This is a genomic window from Kribbella antiqua (assembly GCF_004345665.1).
GTDB lineage: Bacteria > Actinomycetota > Actinomycetes > Propionibacteriales > Kribbellaceae > Kribbella > Kribbella antiqua.
In genome coordinates, this window is the sequence record NZ_SLWR01000002.1 from 319,479 (window position 1) to 337,183 (window position 17,705).

A 17,705-nucleotide genomic window follows, 5' to 3' on the forward strand; every position below is an offset into this window, starting at 1 on the left:
CGACTCTAACCGCCGGCCCTGGCTTGCAGAGCCGCGGCGACGCGGTCGCGGAGCTGTGACTTGTCGATCTTGCCGACGTTCGTCCTCGGCAGATCGTCCAACTGCTCGACCCGCTCGGGCCACTTGAACTTCGCGACTCCCAGCGTTGCCATGTACTGCTGGACAGCCGGAAGGTCCACAGCCGCAGCGGCGACGACGTACGCGCACGACCGCTCTCCCAACCGCGCATCGGGCATCGCGACAACGGCCGCCTGCTGGATGTCCGGGTGCCTGAGCAGCAGCAGTTCGATCTCCTCGGCATTGATCTTCTCGCCACCACGGTTGATCACGTCCTTGATGCGCCCCTCGATCAGCAGCTGCGGCCTACCGTCGTACGTCCCCCAGCGCGCCAGATCACCGGTGCGGTAGAACCCGTCCGACGTGAAGGCGACCGCGTTGCGTTCACCGGCCGCGTAGTACCCGGGGATCGTGTACGGACCGCGGCAGCACAGTTCACCGATCTCGCCGTACGGCGCCTCGGCCTCGGTGCCCGGGACCAGGATGCGCACCTCGTCGTACTCGCTCAGCGGTGTGCCGACGGTCCGCAGCCGTGCCTCGCGGGGATCGTCGAGCCGGCTCATGACGAACAGGCCCTCGCCCATGCCGAACAGCTGCCCCGACCAGATCCCGCGACGCTCGAGCTCGTCGAACAACGTCTCCGGGACCTTCGTACCGGACAGGATGACCTGGCGCAGCGCCGGCAGTTGATCGAGGAAGCCGGGCTGCAGGAGAGCGCCGAAGTGTCCGTGCCCGATCAACGCGGAATCGACGCCGGCGCGGGCCAGCAGTGCTGCCGAGGCCGCGGCGTCTGGCGTGCCGAGCACTAGGGTCGCTCCGCAGCTGTGGGCGGCGTGGATCGCGCAGGTGATGCCGGCGTTGTGGATGACCGGGATGAGGTGACCGACGTTGGTCTCCGACGTCCAGCCGAGCCGACGAGCGTAGGCCGCGGCGTTGTACCAGTACTCCGCGTGCCGGCGTGGGATGAGCTTCGGTACGCCGGTCGTGCCACCCGAAAGCTGCAGAGCCGCCAGATCGTCAGGTCCGACGCCGCGTTGGGCCGCGTCGATCCGGGGCCGGATAGCGTTCTCGCTGAGATCGGCACCGAGCGTTTCGAGCGAGGACGCCGCGGCACCGATGGTGACGAGGTGGCGCAGGGTCGGATGATCTGTGGCGATGTCGTGGGCGAAAGCGACCAGGTCGAACGGCAGACCGGCCTCTACCAGGTGAGCCGTCGCCGAACACTGCCGGCTGATCTCGGCGATCTCGTGCGCCCGATGAGCGGCGAGCGTCGCGACAGGTACCAGAGCGGCCTTGAGGCAGGCGTACCACGCGACCACGGTCTCCAACCGGTTGGTCACCTGGAAGATCACCCGATCGCCCGGCTCGAGCCCGAGATCGAGCAGCCCGGCGCCGATCCGATCGGTCTGCTCGTCGAGTTCGGCGTACGTCAGACTCCCCTGCTCGGCCACCACAGCAATACCGTCCGGATGCCGCTGCGCGACCGCGGTGAACTCCCGGGCGATGGAACGATTCCCCCACAGCCCGGCTTCCCGGTAGCGGTCGGCCAACTCCGGCCGGAACGGCGGCACAAGCTCGTCCGTGATCATGCGGCACCGCCCAGATCGACCAGGTCGACGCGCTCGGTGACTAGAGCGCCGACGGCGAGGTCGGTCGCACTCGGGTCGAGCTGCGCCACGACCAGCATGTCCGTCTCGCGCCGGATCCGCTCCGCCACGTCGAGCATCGTCAACACCGATCCAGTATCTGCGGCAGTCGTCAGCAGTACGCCGGACGCAGCCTCGTCCGCCCCGATCTCCTTCACGAGCGTATCCGCCGCCGATCCCCACGGATCGCTCAAGCTCACGCGCACCGGACGCAGACCAGGGATCTCCGAAGCCCGCACGCGGCGCGACCCGAAGGACTTGCCGAGCGGTTGCCGCAACACCCACTCATTACGGTTGCCGTCATCAACCTCCGACACGTCACACCGCGCGTACTGAGCAAGAGCCGTGCGTACGACGTCCGCCGCCGAGGTAGCGAACCGGTCGACCGAGACCTTCCCCGCCCGGGTCATGTACGAGACGAGGAGTTGCTCCACCGGCAGATCGAGTCGCGTCGGGAACGAGTCCCACCAGCTCATACTCCGCGCCGCCGTCTCCTGAAGATGTTCGACGGCCGGCCGCCGTACCCGCTCGTACTCCGCCAGCGCCTCCTCGAGGTCGCTCGCGTCGGCGATTGCCGCGTCCAGCGCGATGCCGCCTTCCATCGCGAGCTTGGTGCCAGACCCGATCGAGTAGTGCGCGGTGTGGGCCGCGTCGCCGAGGAGAACGACGTTGCCGTCGTGCCAGCGTTCGCAGCTGACTGTGCGGAACCGGAGCCAACGGGTCCGGTTCCCGATCAGCCGATGCCCGTGCAGATGTTCGGCAAAGGCATCGCCGAGATACCCGAGTGCGTCCTCATCACTCGCATCGAACGGCAGCCGCTCGGTGGTCACGTCGAATCCCGCCCGCCGCCACGTCTCCTCGTCGGTCTCGATCAGGAACGTGCTCCGATCACTCGCATAGGGATAGGCATGCGCGACAAAGGTCCCGTACTCGGTCCGCACCGGCGCGAACACCGCCCTGGGCAGCGCGACATCCGCGCCGGCCCACAGATAAAGGCCTTTGTGGACGTCGATCCGAGCGCCAAACACCTCAGCACGGGCATCCCGAGTCCCACTGTTGACGCCATCGGCGGCGATCACGAGCTCGGCGTCGAGCTCGGCCGCGGCGACCCGCGAGTTGTAGCTGAACTCGACTCCGGCATCGGCCGCGTGGCTGCGCAGTACGTCGAGCAACGTGGACCGGCCGATCGCGATCAGGTTGTCCAGCGCCAGACTCACCTGCCGGCCGCCGACCGCCATCGACATCTCGTGCGACCAGGAATTGGCGACGATCGCCGCGAAGGTCTCCGGATCCGCCGCTTCCAGGTTCTGCTGCGTGCGAGTTGCCAGACCGACACCGAAGCCGAAGGTACTCGCGGGCTCCGCCTGCTCGAAGACCCGCACCCGGCTGTGGGGATGCCGGAGCTTGAGGAGCCGGGCGGCGTACAGACCGCCCGGTCCCCCGCCCAGGACGTCCACGGAACGGAGCTTCACTGCGACCCGCCTGCGAGCGCGAACCGGCCGACATCCGACACATGATCGGCGTGTTCCTTCGGCACGACCGCGGAGTAGACAGCCGTCCAGCAACCAGGACAGCAGAGCTGCCGGAACACGATCTCGTCGTCGACATACGTCGCCGGGTCGGACGTGATCTGCGGACCGGCCTCTGTCGACGGGCCCTCGAAGACCGCAAGCGCGAGCTGCGTGCCGGTAGCGAGGTCGGCGAGCTGGTGACCGCAGTGCGCGCAGCCAACCTTGTTGCCCGCGACAACCAGATTGTCGTCCAGCCGTCGCGCGCTCTCCAGAGCGATCCGCGCAGCACCGTTTGTCTCTGGCGCAACGGAACGTCGGCGTCGCTCGTCCCGCAACCGATCACGCAGTACGGCGGTTTCCTCGCCGTCGACCACCCCGTCGTACAGGACTACGCCGTACACCTGAAGCGCGGCCGCTGGTGAGACCTTCTGCTCCCGTACGTCGTCAGCCACGGCAGCCGGGTCGCGATGCAGCGGATCGCCGTACCCGCCGCCGCCCTGCCAGCTCATGTACAGCACTTCACCCGGTGCAAGATAGGACTGCGCGTAACAGTTGCCTAGTTCAACTCCACCGCCGAAGTCCTCCAGCGACTGTGGAACCTTGCCCTGCTTGAGAAGCGCATGTACGTCGGCACCACGCGCGACCGCGTCGAGACCAGTGTTGCCTGGATAACCGCCGGCGAGACCGTTGTTCTGCGAGACCGCCTTACCGGCCGATGCGAGCACCAGACCCGCCGGATTGTTCGATCCGTACAACGTCACCGCGACCGAGGCGCTGACGCCACCACGCTGGCGCCCGGGACCGCCCGAGTCGGGCTCCTCACGCCGCCACAGGGTGAGCAGTGGATAGAGGAACTCCGTCATCTCGACATCGGGGATGCGTCCCATCGGGATGCAGAACAGCCCGCCCGTATCCATGCCGTCCGCCTGCGGCCGGGCACCGAATCCGCCGGCCATCGGCTCCATCATCACGTTGAGGAACGGCATCGGGAACTCGCCACGTTCGTCGAGCCCGGCCACGACCGCCGTGTCCCAGGTACCGCAGCAGGCCGCCTGGACGCTCTTGCCGAGATCCACCGACTGATCGAGCAACTGTGACAGGCACTCCGCGACCAACGTGCCCGTGAGCCAGGCCGGGCCGATCGGACCACGACTGACGGCCGCGGGGAACGTCGCGTTGTTGATCGTCCCTTCCTCCGCCACCAGGTCGAAGCAGCGCATCAGACCGCCCGCCGACCAGGGGATGTCGTGGGCCAGGATCGGCAGCAACGCGAGCATCACGCCGCCACGCATGCCGGCGAAGGTGCAGTTGATGACGCCGCTCTGTGGATCGGTGCCGTGGAAGTCGAAGGTCAGGTGATCCTGTGTCTTCGTCATCGCGACGGTGATCTTGTGGACGCCGCGGTCGCCCTCGTGCGACTGGTCCTGGTACCCGGTCGCGCGCCAGGTTCCGTCGGGCAACGCGGTCAGCTTGCGCCGCAGCCGGCTCTCGGCGTCGGCCATCATCCGCTTCATGACCGCCTTGACCGTGTCCGCGCCGTACTGCTCGATGACATCGACGAGCCGTTTGCGGCCGACCGAGTTCGAGCCGATCTTCGCCCGGAGGTCGAGGTTGACCAGCATCGGCACGCGTGAGCGTCGTACCCAGGCATCGGCGACGTCGTTCTGCAGCTCGAAGTCGCGCACCACCTTGATCGGCGGCGTGGGCAGCGCTTCGGCGAACACGTCCTGCGCCGCTGGGGAGAACGAGCCCAGCCCGACGCCGCCGAGGTCCGGCTCGTGGCAGATCGCACTGGTCCAGGCGAACAGCTTGCCGTCGTGGAAGACCGGCTGGAACACGATCACGTCGCTCTGGTGCAGACCGCCGCCGACCCACGGGTCGTTGCACAGGAACATGTCGCCCTCGCGAATGCCGGGGTTGTCGGCCCGGTGTTGCAGCGTCCAGTAGATCGCGAGGTCGACGGCACCGACGAGCATCGTGTTGTAGAGACCGACCTGCACCTCCTGGCCGACCTCGTCGCAGATCGCGAAGTCGAAGTCGTTCGCGTCGGTGACGATCGGCGAGCCGGACATCCGCTTCAGCGCCTCGCCCATCTCCTCGGTGACCGACCACAGGCGGTGCCGGATCACCTCGTAGGTCAACGGATCGAGGTTGTCGATCTGCTCCTGCGTGACGGTGTGCACCGGCAGGGACGCGGGGAGCGCGGAGGCAAGCACCGCCGGGTCGACGGGACGGCTGGAGAAGTACTCCGAGCCGGGAATCTGCATCGACATGGTCAGGACCTCCGCTGGGTGTCGATCGTCAGGTTTCCGAGGTGGTCGACCACCCCGGTCATCTCCGGCGGTACGACGACAGTCGTGGTGGGCACCTCGATCACGGCGGGTCCGGTGATGACGTGGCCGGCCTTCAGCGCCCGATAGTCGTAGATCGGCGTCTCGACGTACCCGACCCGGGCATCGAGACAGACCTTCCTGGTCGAGTGCAACGCCGCGGACGGATCGGATCCGCCGGCGTCGGCGAGCTTCGGCAACGCGGGCGAGAACGGCAGCACCCCGGTTCCCCGGACGCGGAAGGTGATCGCCTGGATCCCAGCTGCGCTGAAGCCGGTGCCTTCGCCGTACAACTCGGCGTACCGCTTCTCGAACGCTGCGACGGTGTCGGCCATCATGGTCGCGTCGAGGGGCCCTTTCGGGACCTCGACCGACACCTCGGCCAATTGCGCGGTGTAGCGCAGATCCAGCGACCGCACGCACTCGATGCGCTCGAAGCTCAGTCCCTGCCGATCGAGGGCAGACCGTACCTGCTCCTCGAGTACGGCGAAGTTGTCCGCGGCCCGGACCGGATCGAACGGCATCGGCCCGGGATCGGACAACTCCGACGCCAGTACGACGTCCGACGACGCCAGGCCGTAAGCGGAGAACGCCGACGCGACCGGACCCAGCGGTACGACGACCTCCCGCACACCGACCTCGGCGGCGTACGACGCGCAGTACGCCGGGCCGGCACCACCGAACGCGTACAGCACGAACGACCTCGGGTCATGACCGGCCTCGACGACTGTCTTGCGCAACAGGTCGCCGGTCTGGGCGTTCTGGATCGCGTAGATCGCGGCCGCGGCGTCCTCGACGCTGAGGCCGAGCGGACCGGCGATCTTCTCGCGGATCGCCCGCCGCGCCGCCTCGACGTTGAGCGCCTTGCGACCACCCAGGAGCCCGGACTCCGGGAGGATGCCGAGCACCAGGTTGGCATCGGTGTTGGTGGGCTCGGTGCCTCCAGTGTCGTAGCAGGCAGGGCCGGGCACCGACTGGGCGCTGCGTGGCCCGACCTGAAGGTTGCCACCGGCATCGATCCAGGCGATCGCGCCGCCGCCCGAGCCGATCGCGTGCACTTTCAGTGTCGGCACGTTGACGGGATGGTGATTGATGATCGTGGTGCTGGCCCGAACCGGTTCGCCGTCCACGATCAGGCCGACCAGGAACGTCGTACCGCCGACGTCTGTGGTGATGATGTTGCGGTGGGCAAGTTGCCGGCCCAGCGACACGGCACCGACGACACCACCGGTGAGCACCGAGCCGACCGTGCTGATGGCGGTCGACGGCGCCTCGCTCGCGGCGATCGCACCGCCGTTGCTCTGCATCACCAGGAGCGGACCCGCAAGCCCCTGCTCACGCAGCCGGCCTTCGAGGACACCCAGGTACTCGCCCAGTCCAGGACCGATCTGCGAACTCATGATCGTCGTCGCGTTGCGGGCGAACTCGCGGATCCGCGGACTCACCTCCGAGCTCAAGGCGACGAACACACCGGGATCGATCCCATGGATCAGCTCCCGGATCCGCCGCTCGTGCACCGGATTCTTGAACGACCACAACAGCGACACCGCGATCGAGCGGATCCCTTCCGCGAGCAGGCTGTTCACCGCCGTACGCACGGAGTCCTCGTCGAGCGGTACGACGATGTTGCCGTCGCGGTCGATCCGCTCGACCACCTCCAGCGCGTGCCGCTTGGGGATCAGGCCGTGGTTCTTGCTCTGACCGAGCACGTTCTGCAGCTCGTCTGGTGACGACCCGAGATAGCGGCCCTCGACGTTCATGATGAAGATCGAGTCGCGGTGCCCGACCGTCGTGAGGAAACCGACCGGCGGCACGTTGCCCATCACCAGCGCGTTCAGCGACGACGTCGTACCGTGCGCGACGTGGTGCGTCTTGCCGAGCATCTCCGCCACCGGCTCGGCCAGCTGCTCGGCCAGTCCGGCGAGCGCCTCCATGACTCCGCGCGAGTAGTCGTCCGGCGTCGACGGCGCCTTGGCCGCGACAACCGTCCCCGCATCGTCATCCAACACCGCATCCGTGAACGTCCCACCGACATCCACTCCGATGACATAAGCCATGGCGCCCTCTCTTCCGCTGAGAACACCAACGTAGACACATCTGACACCCGCGTCAATACTTTGACACGGCTGTCAGCAGAGCGACCTACGTGTCGTAGAACTGGCCCGGGTTCTGGTACATCCAGGCGATGCCGGCGACGCTCACGGGGGTGTCGAACAGGCGCAGGCTGTCGACGTCGGCGACGGAGTCGTCCGGGTCGTCGCCACCGATGACGATCTGGGTCGGGACCCGGAGGGCGCCGGCCAGGCGATCGAGCCCCAGGCGCCGCCGCCGGTGCTGTTGCCGGTCGAGGTGGTGTTCTGAGCGGTGGAGCCGACCCGGATGCCGACGTACGTCGGATTCATCGAGATGTGGACGGGAGTGAATTTGCCGACCGTGAGAGCCGCCGAACTGGTGACGGACTTGGTGCCGTAGGCAATCGTCACCCAGGTCGCGGTGACTGTGCGGTTGGAGTTGACGACCACTCGGACCCGGCAGTTCCCGGAGGCGTCGTCGATCGCGAGGATCGGCGCCGCACTGCCCGGTGTGGCGTCGAGCCGGACCCAGCCGGTGATCGCCAGCCGGTCGCAGTCGGGCAGGTTGACGGCCCCAGACGCTGCGGCCTCGGTTGCGGTCGACACCAGCGCGCGACCGTACATGCCGTAGGCGTAACCCGCAGACCGAGCGGGGGTCAGATGGCGACCGTAGATGCCCCGATCGGAGGCGTCGTTGTCGAAGGGGTAAATCGCCAGTTGGAGGTCGACTTGCTCTTGCTGGACAACGGTTGCCCAGTACGACGATTCGATCGGGTCGTTCCACCAGCGGAAGTCGTCGACGACGCCATGGAGCGCCTCGTTCTCCTCGAGTACGTTCCGGCCGACGTCAGCGGTGACTTCGCCCGTGTACTCGAGGTTGGTGGTCAGCTCGTTCTCGGACAGCACCGCGACCCCGTCGACGACGATCTTCACCGTCTCGGCTCCGGGGCCAGAGGTCCGGTTGACCACGAGCATGAGGTGATGGGGGGCGCCGTCGCGGATGCTGGTGGTCGTGGCGTACGTCGTACCCGCGATCCGGGCCTCGACGTTCCCGGCCGCCTCCCTGCCGTTAGCTGGGCATCGTACCCACAGGTCGACCAGCGTGGTCAGAGTTCAGCGCAGACACTCGCCGAGGGTGGTGACAGACATCGGATCTGTGGTGCAGTGGAGACATGACGTCGATGGACGGCACTGAATCCCTGCTGAGAGCGACGGCGGTGAGCAAGAGCTTCCCCGGGGTCAAGGCGCTGTCCGACGTGCACCTCGAGCTGCGTCACAACGAGGTGCTGGCCCTGGTCGGTGAGAACGGCGCCGGGAAGTCCACCCTCATGAAGCTGCTGTCCGGCATCTACACCGCCGACGAGGGCGAGTTCTTCCTCAACGGTGAGCGCTTCGAGCCGGCCAGTCCGCGGCACGCGCAGGAGCTGGGCATCAGCATCATCCACCAGGAGTTCAACCTGATGCCCGACCTGACCGTCGCGCAGAACATCTTCATCGGCCGCGAACCCCGCGCCGGCGGCTTCTTCCTCAGCGAGCGCAAGCTCAACGCCCGCGCCGCGGACCTGATCGAGCGCCTGCAACTCCCGCTCGAGCCCTGGTCCCCCGTCGGCGGCCTCACCGTCGCCAAGCAGCAGATGGTCGAGATCGCCAAGGCGCTGTCGTACGACGCCCGCGTGCTGATCATGGACGAACCGACGGCCGCCCTGAACGAGGCCGAGGTCACCACGCTGCACGCTCTGATCCGGCGGTTCAAGAGCGCGGACACCGGCGTCATCTACATCTCGCATCGAATGGACGAACTCAAGAAGATCGCCGATCGGATCACGGTGCTGCGGGACGGCCAGTACGTCGACACCGTCGACACCGCCGCCACCTCCATGAAGGAGGTCATCAGCCTGATGGTCGGGCGCGCGCTGCGGACCGACGCCCAACCCGAGGGAGTGCGGGAGGATCGTGAGGTCCTGCTCTCCGTCGAGGGCCTCTCCACCAAGGCACTCCTCAAGAATGTGAGCTTCGAGCTACGTCAGGGCGAGATCCTCGGCTTCGCCGGCCTGATGGGAGCCGGTCGCACCGAGATGGCACGTGCTGTCGTCGGCGCCGACAAGGCCGACAGCGGGTCCATCAGAGTGCGCGGCCGGCCGGTCAGGATCCAGAGCCCGGCCGATGCCGCGAAGCACCGGATCGGCTACCTGTCGGAGGACCGCAAGCAGTTCGGCCTGATGCTCGAGCAGGACGTGAACGCCAACATCACGGTCAGCTCGCTGAGCGAGCTGTTCTCGTCGTTCGGGTTCATGAAGGACCGGGCCATGCGGGCGAAGTCCCGGCAGTACGTCGACTCGCTGCGGATCAAGACCCCGTCGATCTTGCAGACGGCGAAGTACCTGTCCGGTGGGAATCAGCAGAAGGTCGTGATCGCCAAGTGGCTGCTGAAGAACTGCGACATCCTCATCTTCGACGAGCCGACCCGCGGTATCGACGTCGGTGCCAAAGAGGAGATCTACCGGCTGCTCAACGACCTGGCGGCGCAGGGCAAGTCGATCATCATGATCTCGTCGGAGCTCGAAGAGGTGCTCCGGATGGCGCACCGGATCGTGGTGATGAGCGAGGGCCGCGTCACCGGAACGCTCAGCGCCGCCGAAGCGACGCAGGAGACAGTCATGCACTACGCGACTCTGCGGCCTGACGAGAATCCCGAAGACGCGGCAGAACTCGGACTGGAGCTCGACGATCCAGCCCGCACGGTTGACGGAAGCAGGTAGCCGATGACCACACCCACAGCAACAACAGAGACGCAGCCGGTTGCGGGCGGGGTGTCCCTCAGCCTGCGGGATCGCCTGCAGCAGTTCCTCGCGTTCGCCAGCCTGCTGGTCATCTTCGTCGTCTTCTCGATCGCCAACTCGAACTTCCTCACCTACGGCAACGTGCTGGCGATCCTTTACTCGACCGTGGTGATCGGCACCCTGGCGCTGGGTACGACGTTCGTCATCATCACCGGCGGCATCGACCTGAGCATCGGCACCGGGATGGCCCTGTGCGCGGTGATGTCCGGGGTGATGATCGTCAACCTCGGCGTCCCGCTGGCGCTCGGCGTACTCGGCACGATCCTGTTCGGCGGACTCCTCGGACTGATCAACGGCTTCAACGTCGCGATCCTGAAGATCCCGCCGTTCATCGCGACCCTGGCGATGATGCTGGTCGCCCAGGGGCTGGCGCTGGTGCTCTCGCACAGCACTCCGATCTACTTCAACGACGTACCGGCGTACTCGAAGATCTCTCGCGGCAACCTGATCCCTGACTTCCCGAACGCGGTGATCGTCCTCACCGCGATGGCGGTGATCGCGGCCGTGCTGCTGAACAAGACGATCCTCGGCCGGTACACGTACTCGATCGGCAGCAACGAGGAGGCGACCGGGCTGTCGGGGATCGACGTACGGAAGTGGAAGATCATCGTCTACACCTTCGCGGGCCTGTTCATCGGCCTCGCCGGGGTGATGATCTCGGCCCGGCTGGGATCCGCACAGCCGGCCACCGGGATGGGCTACGAGTTGCAGGCCATCGCGGCCGTCGTGATCGGCGGTACGTCGCTGGCCGGCGGCAAGGGGTCCGTCGTCGGCACCATGATCGGCGCGCTGATCATCTCCGTGCTGAACAACGGCCTGCAGATCATGTCCATCCCGCAGGAATGGCAGAACGTCATCCTCGGCTGCGTCATCCTGGTCGCGGTCTACGCCGACATGATGCGCAAGAAGCAAACCTGACGAATCCGCGAGCATCAACCGGAGATGGGAGCTGGATCGAAATGAACAGAAGGCAGTTCGGGGCGGCACTGGTGGCCGCCACGATGACGCTGGCGGCCGCGGCGTGCGGCGGCGACGAGGACGGTGCCGCCGGTGGCGGCGACCAGAAGTACATCGCGATCGTTTCGAAGGGTTTCCAGCACCAGTTCTGGCAGGCCGTGAAGAAGGGCGCCGAGCAGCAGGCCGCGAAGGAGGGCGCCCGGATCACCTTCGAGGGCCCGGCGACCGAGGCCGACATCGAGGCCCAGGTGACGATGCTGACCAACGCGATCGCCAAGAACCCGGACGCCATCGGCTTCGCCGCGCTGGACAGCAAGGCCGCCGCACCGTTGCTGGAGGACGCGAAGTCGAGGAACATCCCGGTGATCGCGTTCGACTCCGGCGTCGAGGGTGACATCCCGGTCACCACGGCTGCCACCGACAACAAGGCAGCGGCCGCCGAGGCGGCCAAGCACCTGTCCGAACTGCTCGGCGGCAAGGGCAAGGTGGCGCTGGTGGTGCACGACCAGACCAGCAAGACCGGCATCGACCGGCGGGACGGCTTCGTCGAGTGGATGAAGGCGAACGCGCCGGGCATCACCCTGCTACCACCGCAGTACGGCGGTGGCGACCAGGCCAAGTCGGCCGACATCACCAAGTCGATCATCGCGTCGAACCCGGATGTGGCCGGCATCTACGGCGCCAACGAAGGCTCGGCGATCGGCGTCGTCAAGGGCATCGAGGAAGCCGGCAAGAAGGGCATCAAGATCGTCGGCTTCGACTCCGGCAAGGCCCAGATCGACGCCATCAAGGACGGCACGATGGCCGGCGCGATCACCCAGAACCCGGTCGGCATCGGCGAGCAGACCGTCGCCGCGGCGATGAAGGTGATCCGTGGCGAGAGCGTGCCGAAGGTGATCGACACCGGCTTCTTCTGGTACGACAAGACCAACATCGACGACCCCAAGATCGCCGCCGTCCTCTACCAGTGATCGATCTCTACGACACGCGGGGTGGTGGGGCGGTCGTACGGCGGACCAGCAGGCGCGGTTGCACCGGCTCTGGCTGGATCGACGTGCCGCTGATTCGGGCGAGGACCGCCTGAACCACCCGCCGCCCCAGTTCGGCGAAGTCCTGCCGGACGGTCGTCAGCGGCGGTACGTAGTACGGCGCCTCGGGGACGTCGTCGAATCCGACCACGCTGATGTCGTCCGGCACCCGGATCCCGGCTTCGTCGAACGCGCTGAGCAGCCCCAGCGCCATCTGATCGTTGGCGACGAAGACGGCGGTGACTTCCTCTCCCCCACGACGGCGTGCGATGAGCTCGCGACCGGCCAAGTAGCCGGTCGGCGGCCACCAGTCACCGGGCAGTACGGGCGGAACGGGAGCGCCGGCCGACTCGAGCTCGAGCCGCCAGCGGCGTTCCCGGGCATCCGCCTCGAGCGCGTTGGCCGGGCCTCTCACATGATGAACAGTGCGGTGACCGAGGTCGAGCAGGTGCCGCGTGGCGAGCGCGGCGCCTGCCTCCTGGTCGACCCAGACCGCGAGGTCCTGCCCCCCACGCTCCGCCTGTACGGCGATCAGCGGCACCCTCGGACTGACGTCGGGCAACGCACGGACCGCACCCTCATAGGTGCTCAACGCAACGATGGCGTCGACGGACTGCGTCGCCAGCCGCTCGACGGCAACGATCAGGCTGCCGGCGGTGTCGTCGTCGAGCACCGACACGGTCAGGAAGTAGCCGGCCTCGCGGGCCGCGTGTTCCAGACCGAGCAGTGTCTGTGCGGGTCCGTACTGGCTGATGTTGGCGATCGCGAGCCCGATCGTGCGAGATGACCCGGTCACCAGGGCCCGTGCCGCGCTGTTAGGGCGGTAACCGAGCTCGGCGATCGCGTCCAGGACCTTCTTCCGGGTCGCCGCCGCCACGTTCGGTTGCTCGTTGATCACCCTCGACACCGTCTGGTGCGACACGCCGGCACGGGCGGCAACGTCCGACATACCGAGGGACCGGGTCGCCCCGGGAACTGCAGGTCCCGAAACCGTGACGGGGCGATCCATGAGGCTCCTTCGTCAGCGTGATGCGCCGGCGCGGCGCTTGTTGTAGATGTCGAAGGCAACGGCCAGCAGCAGCACCAGGCCCTTCACGACGGACTGCGTCGACTGGTCGACACCCATCAACTGCATTCCGTTGCTCATGACCGCCATGATCAGACCGCCGACCATCGCACCGACCACCGTGCCGACGCCGCCCGCGACGGCCGCGCCGCCGATGAACGCCGCCGCGATGGCGTCTAGCTCGAACATGTTACCGGCGGCAGGCTGGGCACCGTTGGACCGGGACGAGTAGATGACCCCGGCGATGCCGGCCAGGAACCCCATGTTGACGAAGATCCAGAAGTTGACCTTGCGGACCTTCACCCCGGACAGCATCGCGGCGGACAGGTTGCCGCCGATCGCGTACACCTGGCGACCGAAGACGGTGTTCTTCGTCATCAGCCCGTAGGCGATCACGAGGACAGCCAGAATGATCAGTACGATCGGCAGACCGCGGGCATGGGCGAGTTGCCAGGCGAAGTACATGACGACCGCTGCGACCAGCACCACCCGGGTGACGAACAGCGGGAACGACTCCACCGGCTGCTCGTAGCGGATCCGCGCCAGCCGGGTGCGGAACACGCTGACCGCGTACCCGGCGGCGGCGATCGCGGCGATGAGCAGGGTGAAGGCGTCGTACCCCTGCCCGCCGATCAGGCCGTTCAGGAAGCCGCTGGCGACCTTCTGGTACTCGCCCGGGAACGGGGACAGCGAGACGTTGTCCAGCACCTGCAAGGTCAGGCCCCGGAACAGCAACATGCCCGCCAGCGTCACGATGAACGCCGGCATACCGACGTAGGCGACCCAGAAACCATGCCAGGCGCCGACCGCGGTTCCCACTGCCACGGCCGCCACGATGCCGACCCACCAGGGTTGGTCATGCTGGATCACCAGTACGGCGGACACCGCACCGGTCAACGCGACGATCGACCCGACCGACAGGTCGATATGGCCGGCGATGATCAGGATCACCATGCCGATCGCGAGCACCAGGATGTACGAGTACTGGAGCACGATGTTGGTGATGTTGCCCGGGCTGAGCAGGACGCCGTCGGTCAGGGCGGCGAACAACGCCACGATCACCACGAAGGCGATGTAGATGCCGCTCTGCCGCAGGTTGCGCGTGATCAGCGCGAACGGATCGCTGGTGCCGACGTGCAGCGCGGCGGCTGAGGCGCTCTCTGCCGACTCGTTCTGGGCCGCCGCGTTCTGGGCCGATCCGCCGTCCGCCGGCGCATCCTGCGGCCGAGCGGTTGGTTTGGTGCTGGTCATCCGGCGAGCTCCTTCTCCATCGTCATGAGCGCCATGAGGTTTTCCTGAGTTGCCTCGCCGATCGGCAACTCGCCAGTGATCCGGCCGGCCGACAAGGTGTAGATCCGGTCGCAGATTCCCAGCAGTTCCGGGAGTTCGGAGGAGATCACGATGACCGCCTTCCCCTGGGCCACGAGCCGGTTGATGATCGTGTAGATCTCATACTTCGCTCCGACGTCGATACCGCGCGTGGGCTCGTCCAGGATGAGCACGTCCGGATCGGTGAAGAGCCATTTCGACAGCACGACCTTCTGCTGGTTGCCGCCGGACAAGGTGCCGACGGTGTCCAGCACGGTGCGCGTCTTGATGTTCATGTCGCGCCGTCCCTGCTCGGCGACCTTGATCTCCTCGTTGCCGTTGACCCAGCCGGCCCGCGCCAGCTTGCCGAGCGCGGCGGCGGAGACGTTGGCCCGGACGTCGGCGATCAGGTTGAGGCCGTACCGCTTGCGATCCTCGGTGGCGTAGGCGATGCCGTTGTCGATCGCCTCGGCGACGGTGCGCGCCCGGACCTCCTTGCCGTGCATGTACAGGCGGCCGCTGATGTTGCGTCCGTACGAGCGCCCGAAGACACTCATCGCGAGTTCGGTCCGTCCGGCGCCCATCAGCCCGGCGATGCCGACGACCTCACCGGCGCGCACGTTCAGCGCGGCATGGTCGACGACCTTGCGCGGCTGCACCGGATGCCAGACCGACCAGTCCTCGATCCGGAGCACTTCCGGCCCCGGCTCGGAGACCCGGTCGGGGTAGAAGCTGTCGAGGTCGCGTCCCACCATGCCGCGGATGATCCGCTCCTGGGTGACGTCTCCGGAGCTCATGTCGAGCGTCTCGACCGTGTGTCCGTCCCGGATCACCGTGGTGGAGTCGGCGATCGCGGTGATCTCGCTCAGCTTGTGGGAGATCATGATGCAGGTGATCCCGCGGTCCCGCAGCCGCCGGAGCAGGTCGAGCAGGTGTGCCGAGTCGACGTCGTTGAGTGCGGCGGTCGGCTCGTCCAGGATCAGCAACCGGACGTCCTTCGACAACGCCTTCGCGATCTCGACCAGCTGCTGCTTGCCGACACCGAGCTGGATCACCGGGGACACCGGGTTCTCGTCCAGTCCGACGGAGGTCAGCAGCTCGCGGGCCTCGGCGTTGGTCTTGTTCCAGTCGATCAGCCCGCCGCGGCCGCGGCGTTCGTTGCCGAGAAAGATGTTCTCCGCGATCGACAGGTAGGGCACCAGCGCCAGCTCCTGATGGATGATGACGACGCCGACGGCTTCGCTGTCGCGGATGCCGGCGAAGTGGACGGGCTTCCCGTCGAACCAGATCTCGCCGTCGTAACTACCGGTCGGATAGACACCGGACAGCACTTTCATCAGGGTCGACTTGCCGGCACCGTTCTCTCCACAGATCGCGTGGATCTCCCCTCGCTTGACGGCGAGCGTGACGTCCTCGAGAGCTTTGACACCGGGGAAAGTCTTCGTGATACCCCGCATCTCGAGCAGCACGTCGTTCATACATCCTCCTTCGCGATCAGACCGTCCATCAGCTCACGGCCGGGCCCGGCGGTCACTGCCGCCGGGCCCGGCCGGTTGTCACTTCGTCTGACCGGACGCGACCTCGGCGGTCGTGAAGTAGCCGGAGTCGACGAGTTCCTTCTGGATGTCTTCCTTGAAGACGGTCTGGATCGGCAGCAGGTACGCCGGGACGACCTTGACGCCGTTGTCGTACGACTTGGTGTCGTTGGCTTCCGGCTGCTTCTTCTGCAGGAACGCCTCCGCCGCGTTGACGGCCTGCTCGGCCAGCAGCCGGGTGTCCTTGAAGATCGTGGAGCTCTGCACACCGGTGTTGATGAGCTTGACCGACGCGATCTCGGCGTCCTGACCAGTGACCACCGGAATCGGGTTGGCCGCGGTGCCGTAGCCCGCGTTCTGCAACGCGGTGATGATGCCGCGCGAGATGCCGTCGTACGGCGAGAGGACGCCGGCGACCTTGGAGCCGTCGTTGTACGCCGCGGTCAGCACGTCCTCCATCCGCTTCTGCGCCGCCTCCTGCTGCCAGCGCAGGATCGCGACCTGCTCGAGGTTGGTCTGCTTCGACTTGACGACCAGCGAGCCGTTGTCGAGGTACGGCTTCAGGGTGTCCATGGCGCCCTGGAAGAAGAAGTGCGTGTTGTTGTCGTCCAGCGAGCCGGCGAAGACCTCGATGTTGAACGGCCCGGTCTTGGTGCCCTTCGAGCCGTCCTTGTTCTCCAGGCCGAGCCCACGCAGGAGTGCCTTGGCCTGGGCGACGCCGACCTTGTAGTTGTCGAAGCTGACGTAGAAGTCGACGTTCTTGCTGCCGCGGATCAGCCGGTCGTACGCGATCACCGGGATCTTCTGGTCGGCCGCCGTCTGCAGCTGGCTGCTCAGCGCGGTGCCGTCGATCGCGGCGATGATCAGTACGTCGGCGCCCTGGGTGATCATCTGATCCACCTGCTGCGACTGCGTCGGGATGTCGTCGTTCGCGTACTGCAGATCGACCTTGTAGCCCTTCGCCTCGAGCTTCTCCTTCACCGCCTTGCCGTCGGCGATCCAGCGCTCGGACGTCTGGGTCGGCATCGACACGCCGATGGTCAGATCCTTCGGGTCCTGACTGGCGGTGTCCGTGGTCGCGCCCGCTCCTTGCCCGCCGCACGCCGCGACGCCGAGCAGCAGCAGGGCTCCACTCAGAGTGGCCAGAAACCTCTTCTTCACAAGTATCCCCTCACAGGCCCCGATCGGTTGTTAGCGTTCACAGTGTTGGCGTTAACATGCGGACTGGTCAAGACATCAACCAGAGATCCTGGCGTCACATTCTCGTAACGACAGCCCGCCGGATCCTCTCGATGCGCCGGGCGGAAAGCCGTTACCTGGAAGGGATTTTCATCTCGCGGAGGGCTTCCCGGAGA

The 17,705-nt window shown here is 66.7% G+C and carries 12 protein-coding genes; 3 read left to right on the forward strand and 9 right to left on the reverse strand.

The features are described from left to right. Positions 1-5: 5 nt before the first annotated feature. The 5 genes from EV646_RS07545 to EV646_RS07565 form a co-directional block, all read right to left on the reverse strand. On the reverse strand, positions 6-1,646 hold the full coding sequence (locus EV646_RS07545; RefSeq protein WP_132145401.1) for an AMP-binding protein: 1,641 nt from the start codon (positions 1,644-1,646) through the stop codon (positions 6-8). Then, the gene (locus EV646_RS07550; RefSeq protein WP_132145403.1) at positions 1,643-3,175 is read right to left on the reverse strand and encodes an FAD-dependent monooxygenase; all 1,533 of its coding nucleotides are present in this window, start codon (positions 3,173-3,175) and stop codon (positions 1,643-1,645) included. The genes EV646_RS07545 and EV646_RS07550 overlap by 4 nt, the downstream gene beginning before the upstream one ends. After that, on the reverse strand, positions 3,172-5,487 hold the full coding sequence (locus tag EV646_RS07555; protein WP_132145405.1) for a hydantoinase B/oxoprolinase family protein: 2,316 nt from the start codon (positions 5,485-5,487) through the stop codon (positions 3,172-3,174). The genes EV646_RS07550 and EV646_RS07555 overlap by 4 nt, the downstream gene beginning before the upstream one ends. Positions 5,488-5,489: 2 nt before the next feature. Then, positions 5,490-7,601 carry a hydantoinase/oxoprolinase family protein gene (locus EV646_RS07560; protein WP_132145407.1) on the reverse strand — a complete coding sequence of 704 codons (2,112 nt, stop codon included), beginning with the start codon at positions 7,599-7,601 and terminating at the stop codon, positions 5,490-5,492. Positions 7,602-7,742: 141 nt separating this feature from the next. Continuing rightward, a complete protein-coding gene (locus tag EV646_RS07565) occupies positions 7,743-8,591 on the reverse strand; it encodes a hypothetical protein (protein ID WP_132145409.1) in 849 nt (282 codons plus the stop codon). A 197-nt stretch (positions 8,592-8,788) separates the two neighbouring features. Between EV646_RS07565 and EV646_RS07570 the strand changes: the two genes are divergently transcribed. From EV646_RS07570 to EV646_RS07580, 3 genes are read left to right on the forward strand one after another with little or no spacing between them, the layout of a single operon-like run. Beyond that, positions 8,789-10,375 (forward strand): sugar ABC transporter ATP-binding protein, encoded by a 1,587-nt coding sequence (locus EV646_RS07570; RefSeq protein WP_241995517.1) that lies wholly within the window; start codon positions 8,789-8,791, stop codon positions 10,373-10,375. A gap of 3 nt (positions 10,376-10,378) precedes the next feature. Continuing rightward, positions 10,379-11,374 (forward strand): ABC transporter permease, encoded by a 996-nt coding sequence (locus EV646_RS07575; RefSeq protein ID WP_132145411.1) that lies wholly within the window; start codon positions 10,379-10,381, stop codon positions 11,372-11,374. Positions 11,375-11,415: 41 nt separating this feature from the next. Then, positions 11,416-12,384 carry an ABC transporter substrate-binding protein gene (locus EV646_RS07580; RefSeq protein WP_132145413.1) on the forward strand — a complete coding sequence of 323 codons (969 nt, stop codon included), beginning with the start codon at positions 11,416-11,418 and terminating at the stop codon, positions 12,382-12,384. A 7-nt stretch (positions 12,385-12,391) separates the two neighbouring features. Here EV646_RS07580 and EV646_RS07585 read toward each other — a convergent pair whose 3' ends face one another. From EV646_RS07585 to chvE, 4 genes are all read right to left on the reverse strand, one after another. Next, entirely contained in the window at positions 12,392-13,450 is a 1,059-nt protein-coding gene (locus EV646_RS07585) for a LacI family DNA-binding transcriptional regulator (RefSeq protein WP_132145415.1), read from the reverse strand. Positions 13,451-13,462: 12 nt separating this feature from the next. Then, on the reverse strand, positions 13,463-14,758 hold the full coding sequence (gene mmsB, locus EV646_RS07590) for a multiple monosaccharide ABC transporter permease (RefSeq protein ID WP_132145417.1): 1,296 nt from the start codon (positions 14,756-14,758) through the stop codon (positions 13,463-13,465). Beyond that, positions 14,755-16,293, reverse strand: coding sequence for a multiple monosaccharide ABC transporter ATP-binding protein (mmsA, locus tag EV646_RS07595; RefSeq protein WP_132145419.1), 1,539 nt, complete (start codon positions 16,291-16,293; stop codon positions 14,755-14,757). The genes mmsB and mmsA overlap by 4 nt, the downstream gene beginning before the upstream one ends. A gap of 78 nt (positions 16,294-16,371) precedes the next feature. Next, positions 16,372-17,511: a multiple monosaccharide ABC transporter substrate-binding protein gene (gene chvE, locus EV646_RS07600; RefSeq protein WP_132145421.1), complete on the reverse strand. Its 1,140-nt coding sequence runs from the start codon at positions 17,509-17,511 to the stop codon at positions 16,372-16,374. Between the last annotated feature and the right edge of the window lie 194 nt (positions 17,512-17,705).

Bases quoted from the DNA above. Each gene is read 5' to 3' on its own strand.
- EV646_RS07545 (WP_132145401.1), bottom strand. From the start codon at position 1,646: ATGATCACGGACGAGCTTGTGCCGCCGTTCCGGCCGGAGTTGGCCGAC.
- EV646_RS07555 (WP_132145405.1), bottom strand. From the start codon at position 5,487: ATGTCGATGCAGATTCCCGGCTCGGAGTACTTCTCCAGCCGTCCCGTC.
- EV646_RS07560 (WP_132145407.1), bottom strand. From the start codon at position 7,601: ATGGCTTATGTCATCGGAGTGGATGTCGGTGGGACGTTCACGGATGCG.
- EV646_RS07565 (WP_132145409.1), bottom strand. From the start codon at position 8,591: ATGCTCGTGGTCAACCGGACCTCTGGCCCCGGAGCCGAGACGGTGAAG.
- EV646_RS07570 (WP_241995517.1), top strand. From the start codon at position 8,789: ATGACGTCGATGGACGGCACTGAATCCCTGCTGAGAGCGACGGCGGTG.
- EV646_RS07575 (WP_132145411.1), top strand. From the start codon at position 10,379: ATGACCACACCCACAGCAACAACAGAGACGCAGCCGGTTGCGGGCGGG.
- EV646_RS07580 (WP_132145413.1), top strand. From the start codon at position 11,416: ATGAACAGAAGGCAGTTCGGGGCGGCACTGGTGGCCGCCACGATGACG.
- EV646_RS07585 (WP_132145415.1), bottom strand. From the start codon at position 13,450: ATGGATCGCCCCGTCACGGTTTCGGGACCTGCAGTTCCCGGGGCGACC.
- mmsB (WP_132145417.1), bottom strand. From the start codon at position 14,758: ATGACCAGCACCAAACCAACCGCTCGGCCGCAGGATGCGCCGGCGGAC.
- mmsA (WP_132145419.1), bottom strand. From the start codon at position 16,293: ATGAACGACGTGCTGCTCGAGATGCGGGGTATCACGAAGACTTTCCCC.